The sequence below is a fragment of the Pandoraea fibrosis genome, assembly GCF_000807775.2.
GTDB classification, from domain to species: Bacteria; Pseudomonadota; Gammaproteobacteria; order Burkholderiales; family Burkholderiaceae; genus Pandoraea; species Pandoraea fibrosis.
In genome coordinates this window covers 4,834,155-4,846,561 of the sequence record NZ_CP047385.1, presented here as the reverse complement: position 1 = coordinate 4,846,561, position 12,407 = coordinate 4,834,155, and the positions used below count along the sequence as shown (strand labels likewise).

The window sequence follows — 12,407 nt, the reverse complement described above, 5'->3', positions numbered from 1 at the left end:
TGAGACGAATTTTCATTTCCGTCTCACCGAACTGCCAACATACCTGGAGCGAGACACACGATGAAGATTGGTGACGTTAATCTGGCGGACCCCGATGCCTTTTTCACGGCGGTCCCATACGACTACTTTGCGATGATGCGGCGTGAAGCACCGGTTTCCTGGGTTCCGCGCGTCGGGGATGACGGTTTTTGGTCGATTACGCGCTATGCAGATATTGCGGATGTGGAGAAACGTCCGGAAGTCTTCAGCTCGCGCGCCAATATTCTGCCGCTGCCTATCCCGGAATACACACTGGCGCGGGATATCGATCACAACATCATCCTGTCCGATCCGCCTCGTCACGGCTTTCTTCGACGCGTCATCATGAGCGCATTTACGCAGAAGGCGATTCTGGGCATCAATGAGCGCGTGCGTGTCCTGACCACGCGCATCATCGACTCGGTAATCGAGTCCGGTGAGTGCAACCTTGTCGACGTGGCGGCCTATGTTCCGATCGAGATCGTGGCGGAAATGCTTGGCGTGCCCGAATCGGATCGAGCTCGATTGTTCGCGTGGGCCGATGCAACCGTCGGCAGCGCAGATCCGGACGCCACGCGGCATATCAGCAGCAAGCAAGCCGCCGAAGAGATGTTCGAATACGCTAGCCGCCTGGGGGCCGAGCGTCGGCGCAATCCTCAGGGCGATATCTTCAGCACCATCGCGGCAGCCAAGGAGAACGGCGAGAGGCTGTCGGACGTGGACCTCGGTTGTTTCTTCCTGTTGCTTGCGACCGCGGGCACCGAAACCACGCGCACACAGATATTGCAGGGCTCACTGGCGCTGATCGAACACCCGGATCAGCGCCGCAAGCTTATCGAAGATCGCAGTAAATTGCCCAACGCCATCGAGGAAATGCTGCGCTGGAGTACGCCGGCCATGTGTTTCGGACGCAAGGCTTTGGTCGACACCCAGGTGGGCGGACAGGCCATCAAGGCTGGACAGCAGGTCGTGCTCTGGTATTGCTCCGGCAGCCGTGATGAATCGGTGTTTGCCAATCCGGATGTGTTTGACGTTGATCGGCACAACGCGCGTGAACATCAGGCGTTCGGCGTGCGCGGCAGCATCCACCAATGCCTGGGGTCGATGCTGGCCCGATCTGAACTGGTGGCGGTTTTCGACGCGCTTCTGGAGCGTATGCCAGATATGTCGCTCGCCGGGCCGGTCGTGCGTTTGCGCTCAAACTTCGCCAACGGAATCAAGCAGATGCCTGTTCGTTTCACGCCCGGGATCGTGCTCGGAGACGGCCCGAGCGCGCGCTGGTATGCGGCGGAAAACGAGGGATGCCCTGCGCATTCGTCACCCTCTGCGACGCGGTGTCCCGTGACTTCGCATGGCGAGTGAGGCCGACATGACGCCCCCACACACCAAGGCACGAGAACCCATGAGCGATCAGGGTATCGACATTGAGCCGGTACCGCCGAGTGCTTTCCATCAGCGAGTGATCGACGCGACCCAGGAATGTGTCAACCGTCTTGGGTTGGATCGCACAAAGGTTGACGATATTGCCGAGGTCGCGGGGATCTCCCGCGCCACGCTCTATCGAAGATATGGCAACAAGGATGCGATTCTCGAAGCGTTGATTGGCGAGCAGGTTGGCCCGGCAGCGCAAGCCGCCATTGGCATATTGATGGCCAGGGAAGGGGGCATAGCGCAGCGCATCGAGTTGGCGCTTGTGCGTGGCGTGCTGGAAATGCCTCGTCAGCCCTGGCTGGAGAATGTATTCGAGGCGACATCGCATACCCAAGGGCAAGCGCTTTTCCACGCCACTTATCGACAGCGTATCCGAGCCGTCCTGCATCTGTTGCTCAAGGAACCCGGGATACGTACCGGTCTCGATCTCGAGGCCACACTTTCTTGGTTTCTCAGGGAGTTGCTGGCGCTACTCGCCATGCGACCGTGCGATGAGGCCACATTACGTCGACATATTCGTTGTTTTATCTTGCCGGTGTTTGTGCCGGATCACGCGTTCGCGAAGACGCTTGTCAACTAGACATATGTGAGGGGAGAGCAATGCCGACAATCTATTTTGTCGAACCGGGTGGTGTGACGCATGAGGTGCCCGCTGACGCTGGATATTCGCTGATGCAAGCGGCGGTGAAGGAGATGGTGCCCGGCATTCCGGCGGAATGCGGCGGGTCTTGCAGTTGCGCGACTTGTCATGTGTATGTCGACGACGTGTGGTTTGCGCGCCTGCCGCCACCGTCCGAGGACGAGAAGATGATGTTGGAGGGAACGCTGGAACCTCGACCCACCAGCCGTTTGACTTGTCAGATCATCGTGCACACGGAGATGGATGGCATGGTCGTCCACGTGCCCGCAAACACCTGGTGATTCGTCGCCGGCCCGCATGAATCGGGCCGGCGACGCTCATTATTGAACTATCGAACGCCCTCGAGCAATTCCTTCAAATTGGTACTCATGACGCGCTGCGTCTGTTCGGCACTCAGGCTCTCGATATCCTTGAAGAAATCGAGCGGATGTGCCAGCCCTTCCGGATGGGGCCAATCACTACCGAAGAGAACGCGCTCCACGCCGATCAGCTCGATCACTTTCTCGACGGGATCTTCATAGAACGGCGCAACGTAGACATGCTGACGGAATGTCTCAACCGGATGCCGGCGGAAGGCCTTCGGCATCTTGTGATACGTCATGTTCAGGCGATGCAGCAGCGGCTCCAGCCAACCGGAACCGTTCTCCAGTGAGGCGACTCGCACATTCGGGAATCGATCGAATACGCCGTGGCAGATCAATGCGCCCAATGAGTCAGCGATCGGACGTCCCATCCAGTCGAGAATTTCGCCAAAGGGGTCCTTTTCGAACGGACGGAACTCGCCTTTCCCGCCCGCCGTCCACCACTGATAGATCTTGTCGTAACCGGAGTCGGATACGTGCATCACGACAAAGATCTTTGCTTCGTTGATGCGTGCCCAGAACGGATCAAACTCCTCAAAGCCCATGGATCGACCGCCCGTGAGCCCGGTGACGGGGGCCGGACGAATGCCCACGACTCGCGCGCCGGCTGCCAGCAGGTAATCCAGTTCCTCGCAGGCGGCATCGACGTTCGACAGATTGATCATCGGCACCGGGAACAGGCGGCCTTGGTGCGCGAATCCACACTCATCGGCAGTCCAGCGATTCACGCTCTGAAGCAGCGCATGAATCACGTCCGGCTTATGCGCCAGGCGCTCTTCGATGATCGACGCCAGCGTCGGGATGAACAGGCCGGCATGAATGCGCTGCTCATCCATCACCTTCAAATGCGCATCGCCACTGTGAAACGCGGCTTGAGAGGGCACCGGTGCGCCCGTGCATTCCCGGAGCGACAAGCCTTCCGGGTTCTGCCCGCGATACCACTTCTCATGTGAGCCCGGCGCCGCCACGACTTCAAAGGTCGGGTTCGGAATGTAGTCCGAGAGCACGCCTGCTACGGCCAGCTTGGTCCGGCCGTTGACCTCTACATACTGAAACTCTTTCTGAAACTTCTTCGGAAGATGGCGCAGAAAGGCCTCGGGGGGCTCGTAGAAATGTCGATCAGCGTCATACACCGGGTAATTCGCGACAGTCATCTTGGTCCTCGCTATACAAAATGGATTGGGTGTGACGAATTCTAATAACTAAATATATGTCAGTTATTGATGGCGGTCAATTGATGGGGGGCGAGCGAAATCGTTGCGGATCTGATGGGGTTGAACGAAAACTAACGATGTGTTAGTTTGTAAAAAGATAACGATCAGGCGAAATGCCAAGGAGATAGCGATGTCCAAAGGAGCGGTCGTGATGGTGACCGGTGCCGCTGGCGCTTTGGGCCGGGCGGTATGCGAGATGTTCCTCGCTCGTGGCGATATGTTGGTGGCGGTGGATCTTGACGCGCAGGCGTTGCAGATGCTCTACGGCGATAACGAACGAGTGCAAACCGTCGCGACCGACCTCACGCGATGGGACGCCACCGATGCCGCGCTCGCTCGATTGCCGGGCGTCTCCGTGCTTTGCAATATCGCAGGCGGTTTTGACATGGGGCCGGCGGTGCACGAAACCGCGGATGCGCTGTGGCAACGGATGATGGCGTTGAATGTGACGACGTTGATTCATGCTTGCCGGGCGGTCGTGCCGGGCATGATCGCTGCCGGAGGAGGAGCGGTCGTCAACGTGGCGGCAGCCTCTGCGTCGAGCGGCAAGGCGTCGATGGGGGCCTATTGCGCCGCCAAGGACGCCGTGGCCCGACTCACCGAATCGATGGCGCTTGAGGTGCGAGAACACGGCGTGCGTGTAAACGCCGTGGCGCCGAGCATCATCGATACCCCTGCCAACCGTGGCGCCATGCCCGACGCAGACCCCACGCGGTGGGTCAGTCCACGAGACCTTGCCGCGGTGATTGCCTTCCTCGCGTCGGATCAGGCGTGTGCCGTCAACGGTGCCGTTGTGCCGGTGGTCGGCCTGTCGTGAATTTTTGGCGGCGCTCGCGCCTAGCCGCGCCGCTCATTTCCGCTTAACGAAATCTCACATGAAGAAGATTCCGGTTCTGATTGCTGGCGGCGGGCCCGTTGGCATGACCCTTGCCCTCGCGCTGGCACGTTATGGCGTGCGCAGTCTTTTGGTGGAGCGCAACCCAGGCACGACACGTCATCCGAAGATGGATATCACCAACGCGCGGAGCATGGAGTGTTTTGCGCAGTTGGGCCTGGCCGATGCACTGCGGGCCGTCGCCGTGCACCCTGACCACAACTTTGATGTGTCGTGGGTCACACGCATGAACGGCCACGAATTGCATCGTTTCCGTTATGCGAGTGTGACGCAATGGCGTGAGCGCATTCGCGAGATCAACGACGGTACGTTGCCGTGCGAAGCGCCGATGCGCGTCTCGCAGGTGGAGATCGAGCCTGTGCTGCAACGCGCCATTCTCGATGAACCGTTGGTGGATGCGCGTTGGGGAGTGGCGTTCGAAGCGTACGCCGCGTCAGACGAACAGGTCGTCGTGACGCTGCGTCGTGAGGAGGACGGGACGATCGAACAGGTGGCCTGCGAATTCCTCGTCGGATGCGATGGCGGCGGCAGTCGTGTGCGCCAGCAAATGGGCGTGGCGCTCGACGGACAAGCGGCCGTGATGCAGCGATTCATGACGCACTTCCGGTCCGACGCGCGTCATCTGCTGCAGCGCTGGGGTGTCGCCTGGCATTACCAATCGCCGAGAGGCACGTTGATTGCGCAGAACGACCGCGACGTCTGGACGCTGCATACGCGCTGGCCCGAAGGGGTGCGTCCTGAAAACGTTGATCCCCGGGCGTTGGTGCGGGATTTCATCGGCGAGGATATCGATCACGAGGTATTGGTGTCGAATGCCTGGACGCCTCACTTGCTGGTGGCCGATCGCTACTCGGACGGCGAGCGCATTTTTCTCGCGGGCGATGCCGCCCATCAGTACATTCCGACGGGTGGCTACGGCATGAATACGGGTATCGGGGATGCCTGCGACCTCGGGTGGAAGTTGGCGGCTCGCGTGCGTGGTTTCGGCGGTGCGGGTTTGACGAGTTCCTATGAGACCGAGCGACGGCCTGTCGGCTTGCGCAACCGAGAGGGCTCCGGGCGGCACAACGAGATGCGAAAGACGATCGCGGGCCTGTACGACGACCGGCTTGATGGTGACGGTGCGCAAGCCGATGCCCATCGCCTGTCCATCGGAGAGCGTATCGGCGAGCTGGGCAACGCGGAGAACGAAAGTTTTGGGATTGAGCTGGGCTACGTCTACCGCGATTCGCCGATTGTATGCGCCGACTCAGGCACGCGTGACGCCTCCGACGATCCGCTTCATTACGTGCCGAGCGTCGCGCCGGGGGCGCGGTTGCCCAGCGTGTGGTTCGACAACGGCACCTCAAATCACGCCACGCTGGGGCCGTGGTTCACGTTGGTCTGCGTTGGCGGCGCCGTGCCGGGCAATGCGCTGGTATCGGTGGCTGCCCGGTTGGGGATTCCTCTTGCGGTGGTCATGCACGATACATCGCGCTGGCATGCGCTGTTTGGGCGGGGGCTGCTGCTCGTTCGGCCCGACCGGCATGTGGCCTGGCGCGGCGAACAATGTGACGACGAACGTCAGGCCGAGGCGATTTTCTCCCGAGTACTGGGGCGCTTGGCGAAAGGCGACTAATTTCGGTATGGGGCGACGGCCTGTCGCCCACGCATTCACGTTAATGAAGTGAACAGAGAGGTTTCATGAAGCTTGTCTCCTTTGAATTGGCCGGAAAAGCCGGCTATGGTGCGGTGCGCGAGAACGGCATTGTCGACCTCGGTCGGCGATTCGGCAGTGATGCGCCCACGTTGCGCGCGCTGCTCGAAATCGACGGTCTGGCGGCTGCTCGCCGCGTCGTGGAAGAGAGCGCCGCAGACTTTGCGTTGGCCGATGTCAAGCTTCTACCGGTGATTCCCAATCCTGACAAGATCATCTGCGTCGGGCTCAATTACCACGATCATTTGGCGGAGACGGGGCGTACTCAGACTGAAAAGCCGGTGTTGTTCGCGCGATGGCCCGGTAGTCAGGTCGGCCATGGTGTCGATATGGTGAGACCGAAGATCTCGAGCGATTTCGACTTCGAGGGCGAAATGGCCGTGATCATTGGCAAGCGTGGTCGCCACATCTCTCGCGCAGATGCACTTTCCTATGTGGCAGGCTACAGCGCCTATAACGACGGCAGCGTGCGCGACTGGCAGAAGCACACGAGTCAATTCCTGCCGGGCAAGACGTTTGCCGGCACGGGCGCGTTCGGCCCCTGGCTGGTGACCACGGACGACATTCCCGACCCGACCCGGTTGACGCTCGAGACCCGACTGAATGGCCAGGTCGTACAGCACACCACGACCAATCTGATGATCACGGACATCCCGGCGTTGATCGAGTACTGCTCGACCATCCTGCCGCTGGAGCCGGGAGATGTGCTGGTAACCGGCACCCCGGGGGGCGTTGGCGCGAAGCGGACGCCGCCGTTGTGGATGAAGCCAGGTGACGTGGTCGAAGTCGAAATTTCGCAGATTGGCGTGCTGCGCAACTCGATTGCCGATGAAGTCTGATCGCAAAGCGCCGCGAGGTGCGCCTGCGCGCCTCGCGCAGTAGGGGGAATGATGGAGCTCAAAGCATTGGGATATCTGGGGTTGCGCACCTCGAAGCTCGCTGAGTGGAGCGACTTCAGCACGCGGCTACTGGGCATGCAGCAGGTCGACGGCAGCGCTGGGACCCGGCTTTTTCGTATGGATGAGCGTGCCCAGCGCCTGGTGGTGAGTGAAGGCGCCCACGACGCCTTGGACTTCATGGGTTGGGAAGTCGACAGTGCCAACGATCTGTCAGCGCTCGCGTCACGTCTTGAGAATGCGGGAGTTCGCGTCGAGGTCGGCACGCGAGCACTGTGCGAGCAACGTCATGTGAGCGAGCTGATTGCCTTTTGCGACCCGGTGGGTAACCGCCTTGAGGCATTCTGTTCGGCCGCGTTGGCCACGGCACCCTTTGCGCCGGGGCGTCCGCTGTCTGGATTCCGTACCGGCGCGCTTGGCATGGGGCACGTCGTGTTGCATGTTGAAGACGTCGATGCGCTGTTGCCGTTCTATCGGGACCTGCTCGGTTTTCGGACCACCGACTATGGTTTGACACCTTACAAACTGTACTTTTTCCATCTGAACCATCGGCACCATAGCTTTGCCATGGTGGGCTCCGGGCGGCGTGCGTTCCATCACTTCATGGTGGAGTTGTGCAGTCTGGACGACGTGGGGCAAGCCTATGATCTCGCACAGCAGGAGTCGGGGCGTGTGGCCTACACGCTGGGCAGGCATCTCAACGATCAGGTCACGTCGTTCTACGTGCACACCCCTTCCGGCTTCTTTGTCGAGTACGGTTGGGGCGGCTTGATCATCGATCCCGAGAGCTGGTCGCCGCACGAAACCTTTGGCGGGCCCAGTCTGTGGGGGCATGATCGGCTGTATGACATGCCTGAGCAGCAAAAAGCACATCTGCTGCAAATGCGACTTGAGGCCGCGGCCAATGGTCTGCGTGCCCCGAATCCTTACGTCCCCGGGTTCTGACAGCGTTCCTGCATCCGCATCCCGCGCGTTCGCGGGGTGCGGTTCGCTGCCGACCTGTTACGTCACGCCCAGTCCACCTTGATTTCCGACATCAGATAGCGATCCGCCCGCTCCAGCAAAGCGGGCTGGTGGGCATGCCGGCGAGTACGAATTCGCGTGTCTATGGCCGCCTGTGCCGCGACGCGCTGTTCGGAATCGTTCCAGCCGATGAAATAGACGGCGCTGGGCGAGGTATAGCCGCTGGTGACATCAAACGCACCATACAAATGGGCACCAGAGCCCTTTACTTCGGGCGCAAGCCCGTGGGTAATCTCGTCTCTCACCGGGCCAGAGAGTCCGACTGTCGTCGACTGAACCACCATCTCGGTGAGTGCCGGGCGCACTCCGTTTTCGGGCAAGTGCCACGGTACGATCGCTCGGAGAAACAGGATGTCAAAGCGCTCGACCAACTCACTGCCCGCATTGGTTCGCGCACGGATCTCGGCCCAGTCGGGATCTGCGTAGAAGCCAGCCCAGGCCCGGGTGCGGGTCGCCATGTCGGGCCAAGGCGTCACATATGCCAGAAGCGGCGTGTTTGGGCCGGCCAAGACGTCCCACGTCGCCGCAGGGACGATGCCGTGACGCGGGAAGACACGACACAAATCTTCCTGAAGGCGCGCGCGCATATCGGGCATGCGTCCCGATGCGACGTGATAGAGGCGAAGTTCGACGAACGATTCGTCCAAAGTTTCCATAACGTCATCTCATAGGTAAAAAAAGAAGGGCCCGGGCATCGCCGCGTTTCCATGGGTTGCGGGGCTTGCGATCGGGTTGCTGAACTCCAATAACTGATATAATATCAGTTATTGGAGTGAGCATCATACGGTGTTCAGCGAAGAACTGCTTGGGGACGAGATGAAGATTCTGGTGCCGGTAAAACGCGTCACGGATTACAACGTGAAGATCCGCGTAAAGCGCGACGGGAGTGGTGTCGATATCGCCAATGTGAAGATGTCGATGAACCCCTTCGACGAGATCGCGGTAGAGGAGGCGGTGCGATTGAGGGAGGCCGGTGTGGCTACGGAGGTGATCGCAGTGTCTGCGGGGGTATCTCAAGCGCAGGAGACGTTGCGCACGGCGCTGGCGATCGGTGCGGACCGGGCGATTCTGATTGAATCGGATCAGGCGCTGGAGCCCCTGGCCGTCGCCAAGCTGCTCAAAGCGTTGGTGGACCGTGAACAGCCGCAGTTGGTGATCCTGGGAAAGCAGGCGATCGACGACGACTCGAATCAGACCGGGCAGATGCTCGCGGCGCTGGCGAAACTGCCCCAAGCAACGTTTGCATCGAAAGTCGCGGTGGTCGGCGATCGGGTTGAGGTGACACGCGAAGTGGATGGCGGGTTGGAGACGCTGTCGTTGTCGCTCCCCGCCGTGGTGACGACGGATCTGCGCTTGAATGAGCCGCGTTACGTGACGTTGCCCAACATCATGGCAGCAAAAAGGAAGCCACTGGCGGTCATCAAGTCAGCGGATTTGGGCGTGGACGTGTCGCCTCGTCTGAAGACTCTGCGGGTTGCGGAACCGCCTGCGCGGGGGGCGGGAGTGAAAGTGCCGGATATCGGGGCGTTGGTCGAGAAACTGCAAAACGAAGCCAAAGTGCTTTAAGGAGACACAACGATGAGCATTTTGGTAATTGCGGATCACGACAATCAAACGATCAAGTCGGCCACCTTGAATACGGTCACCGCGGCGCTGAACTGTGCGTCGGGCGACGCCGACGTACACGTGCTGGTGGCCGGCGCCAATGCCGCGACCGCGGCAGAGGCCGCCGCAAAGATTGCGGGTGTCGCGAAGGTATGGCTGGCCGACGCGGCACATTTGGGCGACGGGTTGGCTGAGAATGTGGCGGCGCAGGTGGTCGCAATGGCGCATGGCTACACGCACATTCTGGCGCCGGCCACACCCTACGGGAAGAACGTGGCGCCGCGCGTGGCGGCGTTGCTCGACGTGGCTCAGATTTCAGATATCACTCGCGTCGAAAGTGCCGATACGTTTGAGCGTCCGATCTACGCGGGCAATGCTATCGCTACGGTACAGAGCGCCGATGTCGTCAAGGTCATCACTGTGCGCGGAACCGGATTCGATGCGGCCTCACCGAGTGGTGGGGACGCTTTGATCGAGTCAGTGCCGGCGGTCAAGGATTCGGGCCTGTCGCAATTCGTGGGTCGACAGGTGACGAAACTTGACCGTCCGGAACTGACCTCAGCAAAGATTATTGTGTCGGGTGGGCGCGGCCTGGGGTCGTCGGAGAACTATGCCAATGTGCTGACCCCGCTGGCCGACAAGCTTCACGCGGCGTTGGGGGCCTCTCGCGCTGCCGTGGACGCAGGGTATGTCCCCAATGACTACCAGGTCGGCCAGACGGGCAAGATCGTCGCGCCAGAGTTATACGTGGCGGTGGGTATCTCGGGGGCAATCCAGCATTTGGCCGGAATGAAGGATTCGAAGGTGATCGTGGCGATCAACAAGGATCCGGAAGCGCCGATTTTTTCGGTGGCCGATTTCGGGCTCGTAGACGATTTGTTCTCTGCGGTTCCGCTTCTCGTAAAGGCCATTGCCTGATCGGGTTCGGGCTGTCCGCGCGAGAGTGCAGCCCGAATGCGATGCGCGGCGCGGACTAGGGATGTAACCGATTTTTTGAGGGCATCGCATGCGGGAAACTGTGCGTTCTTGCATGCCATCGATCTGGATGACAGGCCCATTGCCACCCGCCATTCCCGTTTGAGACTATCCGATGCGACCGGATGACCACATCGCCGCCACCCCCGCCAGGGCGGCGCTTGTCGTCGCCAATGCCAATGGCGCGACCACGTTAGATTATCGGCGTCTGAGTCAGCGCAGCCGTCAACTCGCCGCTTACTGGGCGCGAGAGGGGTTGCGTGAGGGCGACACGGTTGCCGTTCTTTTGGAAAACCGGGTCGAGGCTGCCGAAATCATGTGGGCCGCGCAGCGATCCGGCCTGCGTTATACGTTCATCAATCACCATCTCTTGCCCGCCGATGTCGCTTATATCGTGCAGGATAGCGACGCTGTCTGTGTCGTGACATCGGCCGATCTCGCCGAGTCCTTGCTTCCCGAATTCCCCGCTCTGATCCGGGTGGCACTGTGCATGGATCGCGATGTGAGCGGGTATGCCCGTTACGAAACGATCGTGGACGCCGCCGAGAAGATATTCGCGGATGCACCGGCGGTGGAGGGGGCCATGATGCTCTACTCGTCGGGCACGACCGGGCGCCCCAAGGGCGTGAAATACGACCGGCCGAGGCAGCGGTACGGGGAGTTTGTCGCTATCGCGGAGCTTCTGCGCGACGGATTCGGTATCGGCCCCGACAGTGTGTTGTTGCTGGCAGGGCCGCTGTACCATGCCGCCCCGCTTAGCTGGATGGGGGCGGCCCAGCGACTGGGGGCGACGGTCATTGCGTTGGACAAGTACGACGCGCACACCTGCCTGCAACTGATTTCCCAGCATGGGGTCACACATGCCCTAATGGTGCCGACTCACTTTGTTCGATTGCTGAAACTGGACAGCGAAGTTCGCGCCAGGTATTCGACGGCGTCCCTCCAGCGGGTGATTCACGCGGGTGCGCCGTGTCCGGTGGAGGTCAAGCGCCGAATGATGGCATGGTGGGGCCCCATCCTCCATGAGTTCTACTCCAGCACCGAGGCCAACGGATTTGTGATGATCGGGCCTCATGAGTGGCTCGCCCATCCCGGGTCGGTCGGCAAGGTGACTCGGGGAAGCATTCGCATCACCGACGACGCAGGGCAGCCGATGCCACCGGGAGAGCCGGGATTGATCTGGTTCGAGTCGGCGGGCGTCGCTTTCTCGTATCACAAGGCGGAAGACAAGACGCGTGCGGCATACGATGCCCAGGGACGAAGTACGGTTGGCGACATCGGCTACGTGGACGCCGACGGGTATCTCTACCTGACGGATCGCAAGGCCAACATGATCGTATCGGGCGGTGTGAACATTTATCCTCAGGAAATCGAGAGCCTGCTCACCTTGCACCCCGACGTACACGATCTTGCCGTTATCGGCACTCCCGACGAAGACCTGGGTGAAATCGTGACAGCCGTTGTTGTTCCCACGCCGGGCGTGGCGCCGGATGAGCGCCTCGCCGCCGCGCTGAGCAGCTACTGTCGTGCGCATTTGGCGTCGTTCAAGTGCCCGCGCAAGGTGCGCTTCGTCGAGGCTGTGCCGCGAACACCGACAGGAAAGCTACTCAAGCGGCTGATCGCGCTCGACTAAGCGCGGCGGGCAACCGGGA

General features: G+C 60.7%; 12 protein-coding genes. 10 read left to right on the top strand and 2 right to left on the bottom strand.

Annotated features, from left to right (window positions below):
• Positions 1-60 precede the first annotated feature (60 nt).
• From PI93_RS21335 to PI93_RS21325, 3 genes are read left to right on the top strand one after another with little or no spacing between them, the layout of a single operon-like run.
• Entirely contained in the window at positions 61-1,380 is a 1,320-nt protein-coding gene (locus tag PI93_RS21335; RefSeq protein WP_052240904.1) for a cytochrome P450, read from the top strand.
• A 40-nt stretch (positions 1,381-1,420) separates the two neighbouring features.
• Positions 1,421-2,029, top strand: coding sequence for a TetR/AcrR family transcriptional regulator (locus PI93_RS21330; protein ID WP_039373530.1), 609 nt, complete (start codon positions 1,421-1,423; stop codon positions 2,027-2,029).
• A 20-nt stretch (positions 2,030-2,049) separates the two neighbouring features.
• Positions 2,050-2,370 carry a 2Fe-2S iron-sulfur cluster-binding protein gene (locus PI93_RS21325; RefSeq protein WP_039373532.1) on the top strand — a complete coding sequence of 107 codons (321 nt, stop codon included), beginning with the start codon at positions 2,050-2,052 and terminating at the stop codon, positions 2,368-2,370.
• A gap of 47 nt (positions 2,371-2,417) precedes the next feature.
• On the opposite strand, the gene PI93_RS21320 is transcribed toward PI93_RS21325, so the two are convergent.
• Complete coding sequence (locus PI93_RS21320) at positions 2,418-3,605, bottom strand: amidohydrolase family protein (protein WP_039373534.1); 1,188 nt, start codon at positions 3,603-3,605, stop codon at positions 2,418-2,420.
• 190 nt (positions 3,606-3,795) lie between these two features.
• Between PI93_RS21320 and PI93_RS21315 the strand changes: the two genes are divergently transcribed.
• The 4 genes from PI93_RS21315 to PI93_RS21300 all read left to right on the top strand — a co-directional run bounded on the left by PI93_RS21315 (position 3,796) and on the right by PI93_RS21300 (position 8,097).
• Positions 3,796-4,482, top strand: coding sequence for an SDR family NAD(P)-dependent oxidoreductase (locus PI93_RS21315; protein ID WP_039373536.1), 687 nt, complete (start codon positions 3,796-3,798; stop codon positions 4,480-4,482).
• Between the two features lie 58 nt (positions 4,483-4,540).
• Positions 4,541-6,178 (top strand): FAD-dependent monooxygenase, encoded by a 1,638-nt coding sequence (locus PI93_RS21310; RefSeq protein ID WP_039373537.1) that lies wholly within the window; start codon positions 4,541-4,543, stop codon positions 6,176-6,178.
• Positions 6,179-6,243: 65 nt separating this feature from the next.
• Positions 6,244-7,095 carry a fumarylacetoacetate hydrolase family protein gene (locus PI93_RS21305; RefSeq protein WP_039373539.1) on the top strand — a complete coding sequence of 284 codons (852 nt, stop codon included), beginning with the start codon at positions 6,244-6,246 and terminating at the stop codon, positions 7,093-7,095.
• Positions 7,096-7,143: 48 nt separating this feature from the next.
• Positions 7,144-8,097: a VOC family protein gene (locus PI93_RS21300; protein WP_201278411.1), complete on the top strand. Its 954-nt coding sequence runs from the start codon at positions 7,144-7,146 to the stop codon at positions 8,095-8,097.
• Positions 8,098-8,159: 62 nt separating this feature from the next.
• Here PI93_RS21300 and PI93_RS21295 read toward each other — a convergent pair whose 3' ends face one another.
• Positions 8,160-8,831, bottom strand: coding sequence for an NIPSNAP family protein (locus tag PI93_RS21295; protein WP_039373541.1), 672 nt, complete (start codon positions 8,829-8,831; stop codon positions 8,160-8,162).
• Between the two features lie 160 nt (positions 8,832-8,991).
• Between PI93_RS21295 and PI93_RS21290 the strand changes: the two genes are divergently transcribed.
• The 3 genes from PI93_RS21290 to PI93_RS21280 all read left to right on the top strand — a co-directional run bounded on the left by PI93_RS21290 (position 8,992) and on the right by PI93_RS21280 (position 12,388).
• Positions 8,992-9,741 carry an electron transfer flavoprotein subunit beta/FixA family protein gene (locus PI93_RS21290; protein WP_039375755.1) on the top strand — a complete coding sequence of 250 codons (750 nt, stop codon included), beginning with the start codon at positions 8,992-8,994 and terminating at the stop codon, positions 9,739-9,741.
• 12 nt (positions 9,742-9,753) lie between these two features.
• Positions 9,754-10,698 (top strand): electron transfer flavoprotein subunit alpha/FixB family protein, encoded by a 945-nt coding sequence (locus tag PI93_RS21285; protein ID WP_039375744.1) that lies wholly within the window; start codon positions 9,754-9,756, stop codon positions 10,696-10,698.
• Between the two features lie 172 nt (positions 10,699-10,870).
• Positions 10,871-12,388 carry an AMP-binding protein gene (locus PI93_RS21280; RefSeq protein ID WP_039375742.1) on the top strand — a complete coding sequence of 506 codons (1,518 nt, stop codon included), beginning with the start codon at positions 10,871-10,873 and terminating at the stop codon, positions 12,386-12,388.
• Positions 12,389-12,407 lie beyond the last annotated feature (19 nt).

What these genes read in the sequence shown, in the direction of transcription:
- PI93_RS21335 (WP_052240904.1), top strand. Translation starts at nt 61, where the DNA reads ATGAAGATTGGTGACGTTAATCTGGCGGACCCCGATGCCTTTTTCACG.
- PI93_RS21330 (WP_039373530.1), top strand. Translation starts at nt 1,421, where the DNA reads ATGAGCGATCAGGGTATCGACATTGAGCCGGTACCGCCGAGTGCTTTC.
- PI93_RS21325 (WP_039373532.1), top strand. Translation starts at nt 2,050, where the DNA reads ATGCCGACAATCTATTTTGTCGAACCGGGTGGTGTGACGCATGAGGTG.
- PI93_RS21320 (WP_039373534.1), bottom strand. Translation starts at nt 3,605, where the DNA reads ATGACTGTCGCGAATTACCCGGTGTATGACGCTGATCGACATTTCTAC.
- PI93_RS21315 (WP_039373536.1), top strand. Translation starts at nt 3,796, where the DNA reads ATGTCCAAAGGAGCGGTCGTGATGGTGACCGGTGCCGCTGGCGCTTTG.
- PI93_RS21310 (WP_039373537.1), top strand. Translation starts at nt 4,541, where the DNA reads ATGAAGAAGATTCCGGTTCTGATTGCTGGCGGCGGGCCCGTTGGCATG.
- PI93_RS21305 (WP_039373539.1), top strand. Translation starts at nt 6,244, where the DNA reads ATGAAGCTTGTCTCCTTTGAATTGGCCGGAAAAGCCGGCTATGGTGCG.
- PI93_RS21300 (WP_201278411.1), top strand. Translation starts at nt 7,144, where the DNA reads ATGATGGAGCTCAAAGCATTGGGATATCTGGGGTTGCGCACCTCGAAG.
- PI93_RS21295 (WP_039373541.1), bottom strand. Translation starts at nt 8,831, where the DNA reads ATGGAAACTTTGGACGAATCGTTCGTCGAACTTCGCCTCTATCACGTC.
- PI93_RS21290 (WP_039375755.1), top strand. Translation starts at nt 8,992, where the DNA reads ATGAAGATTCTGGTGCCGGTAAAACGCGTCACGGATTACAACGTGAAG.
- PI93_RS21285 (WP_039375744.1), top strand. Translation starts at nt 9,754, where the DNA reads ATGAGCATTTTGGTAATTGCGGATCACGACAATCAAACGATCAAGTCG.
- PI93_RS21280 (WP_039375742.1), top strand. Translation starts at nt 10,871, where the DNA reads ATGCGACCGGATGACCACATCGCCGCCACCCCCGCCAGGGCGGCGCTT.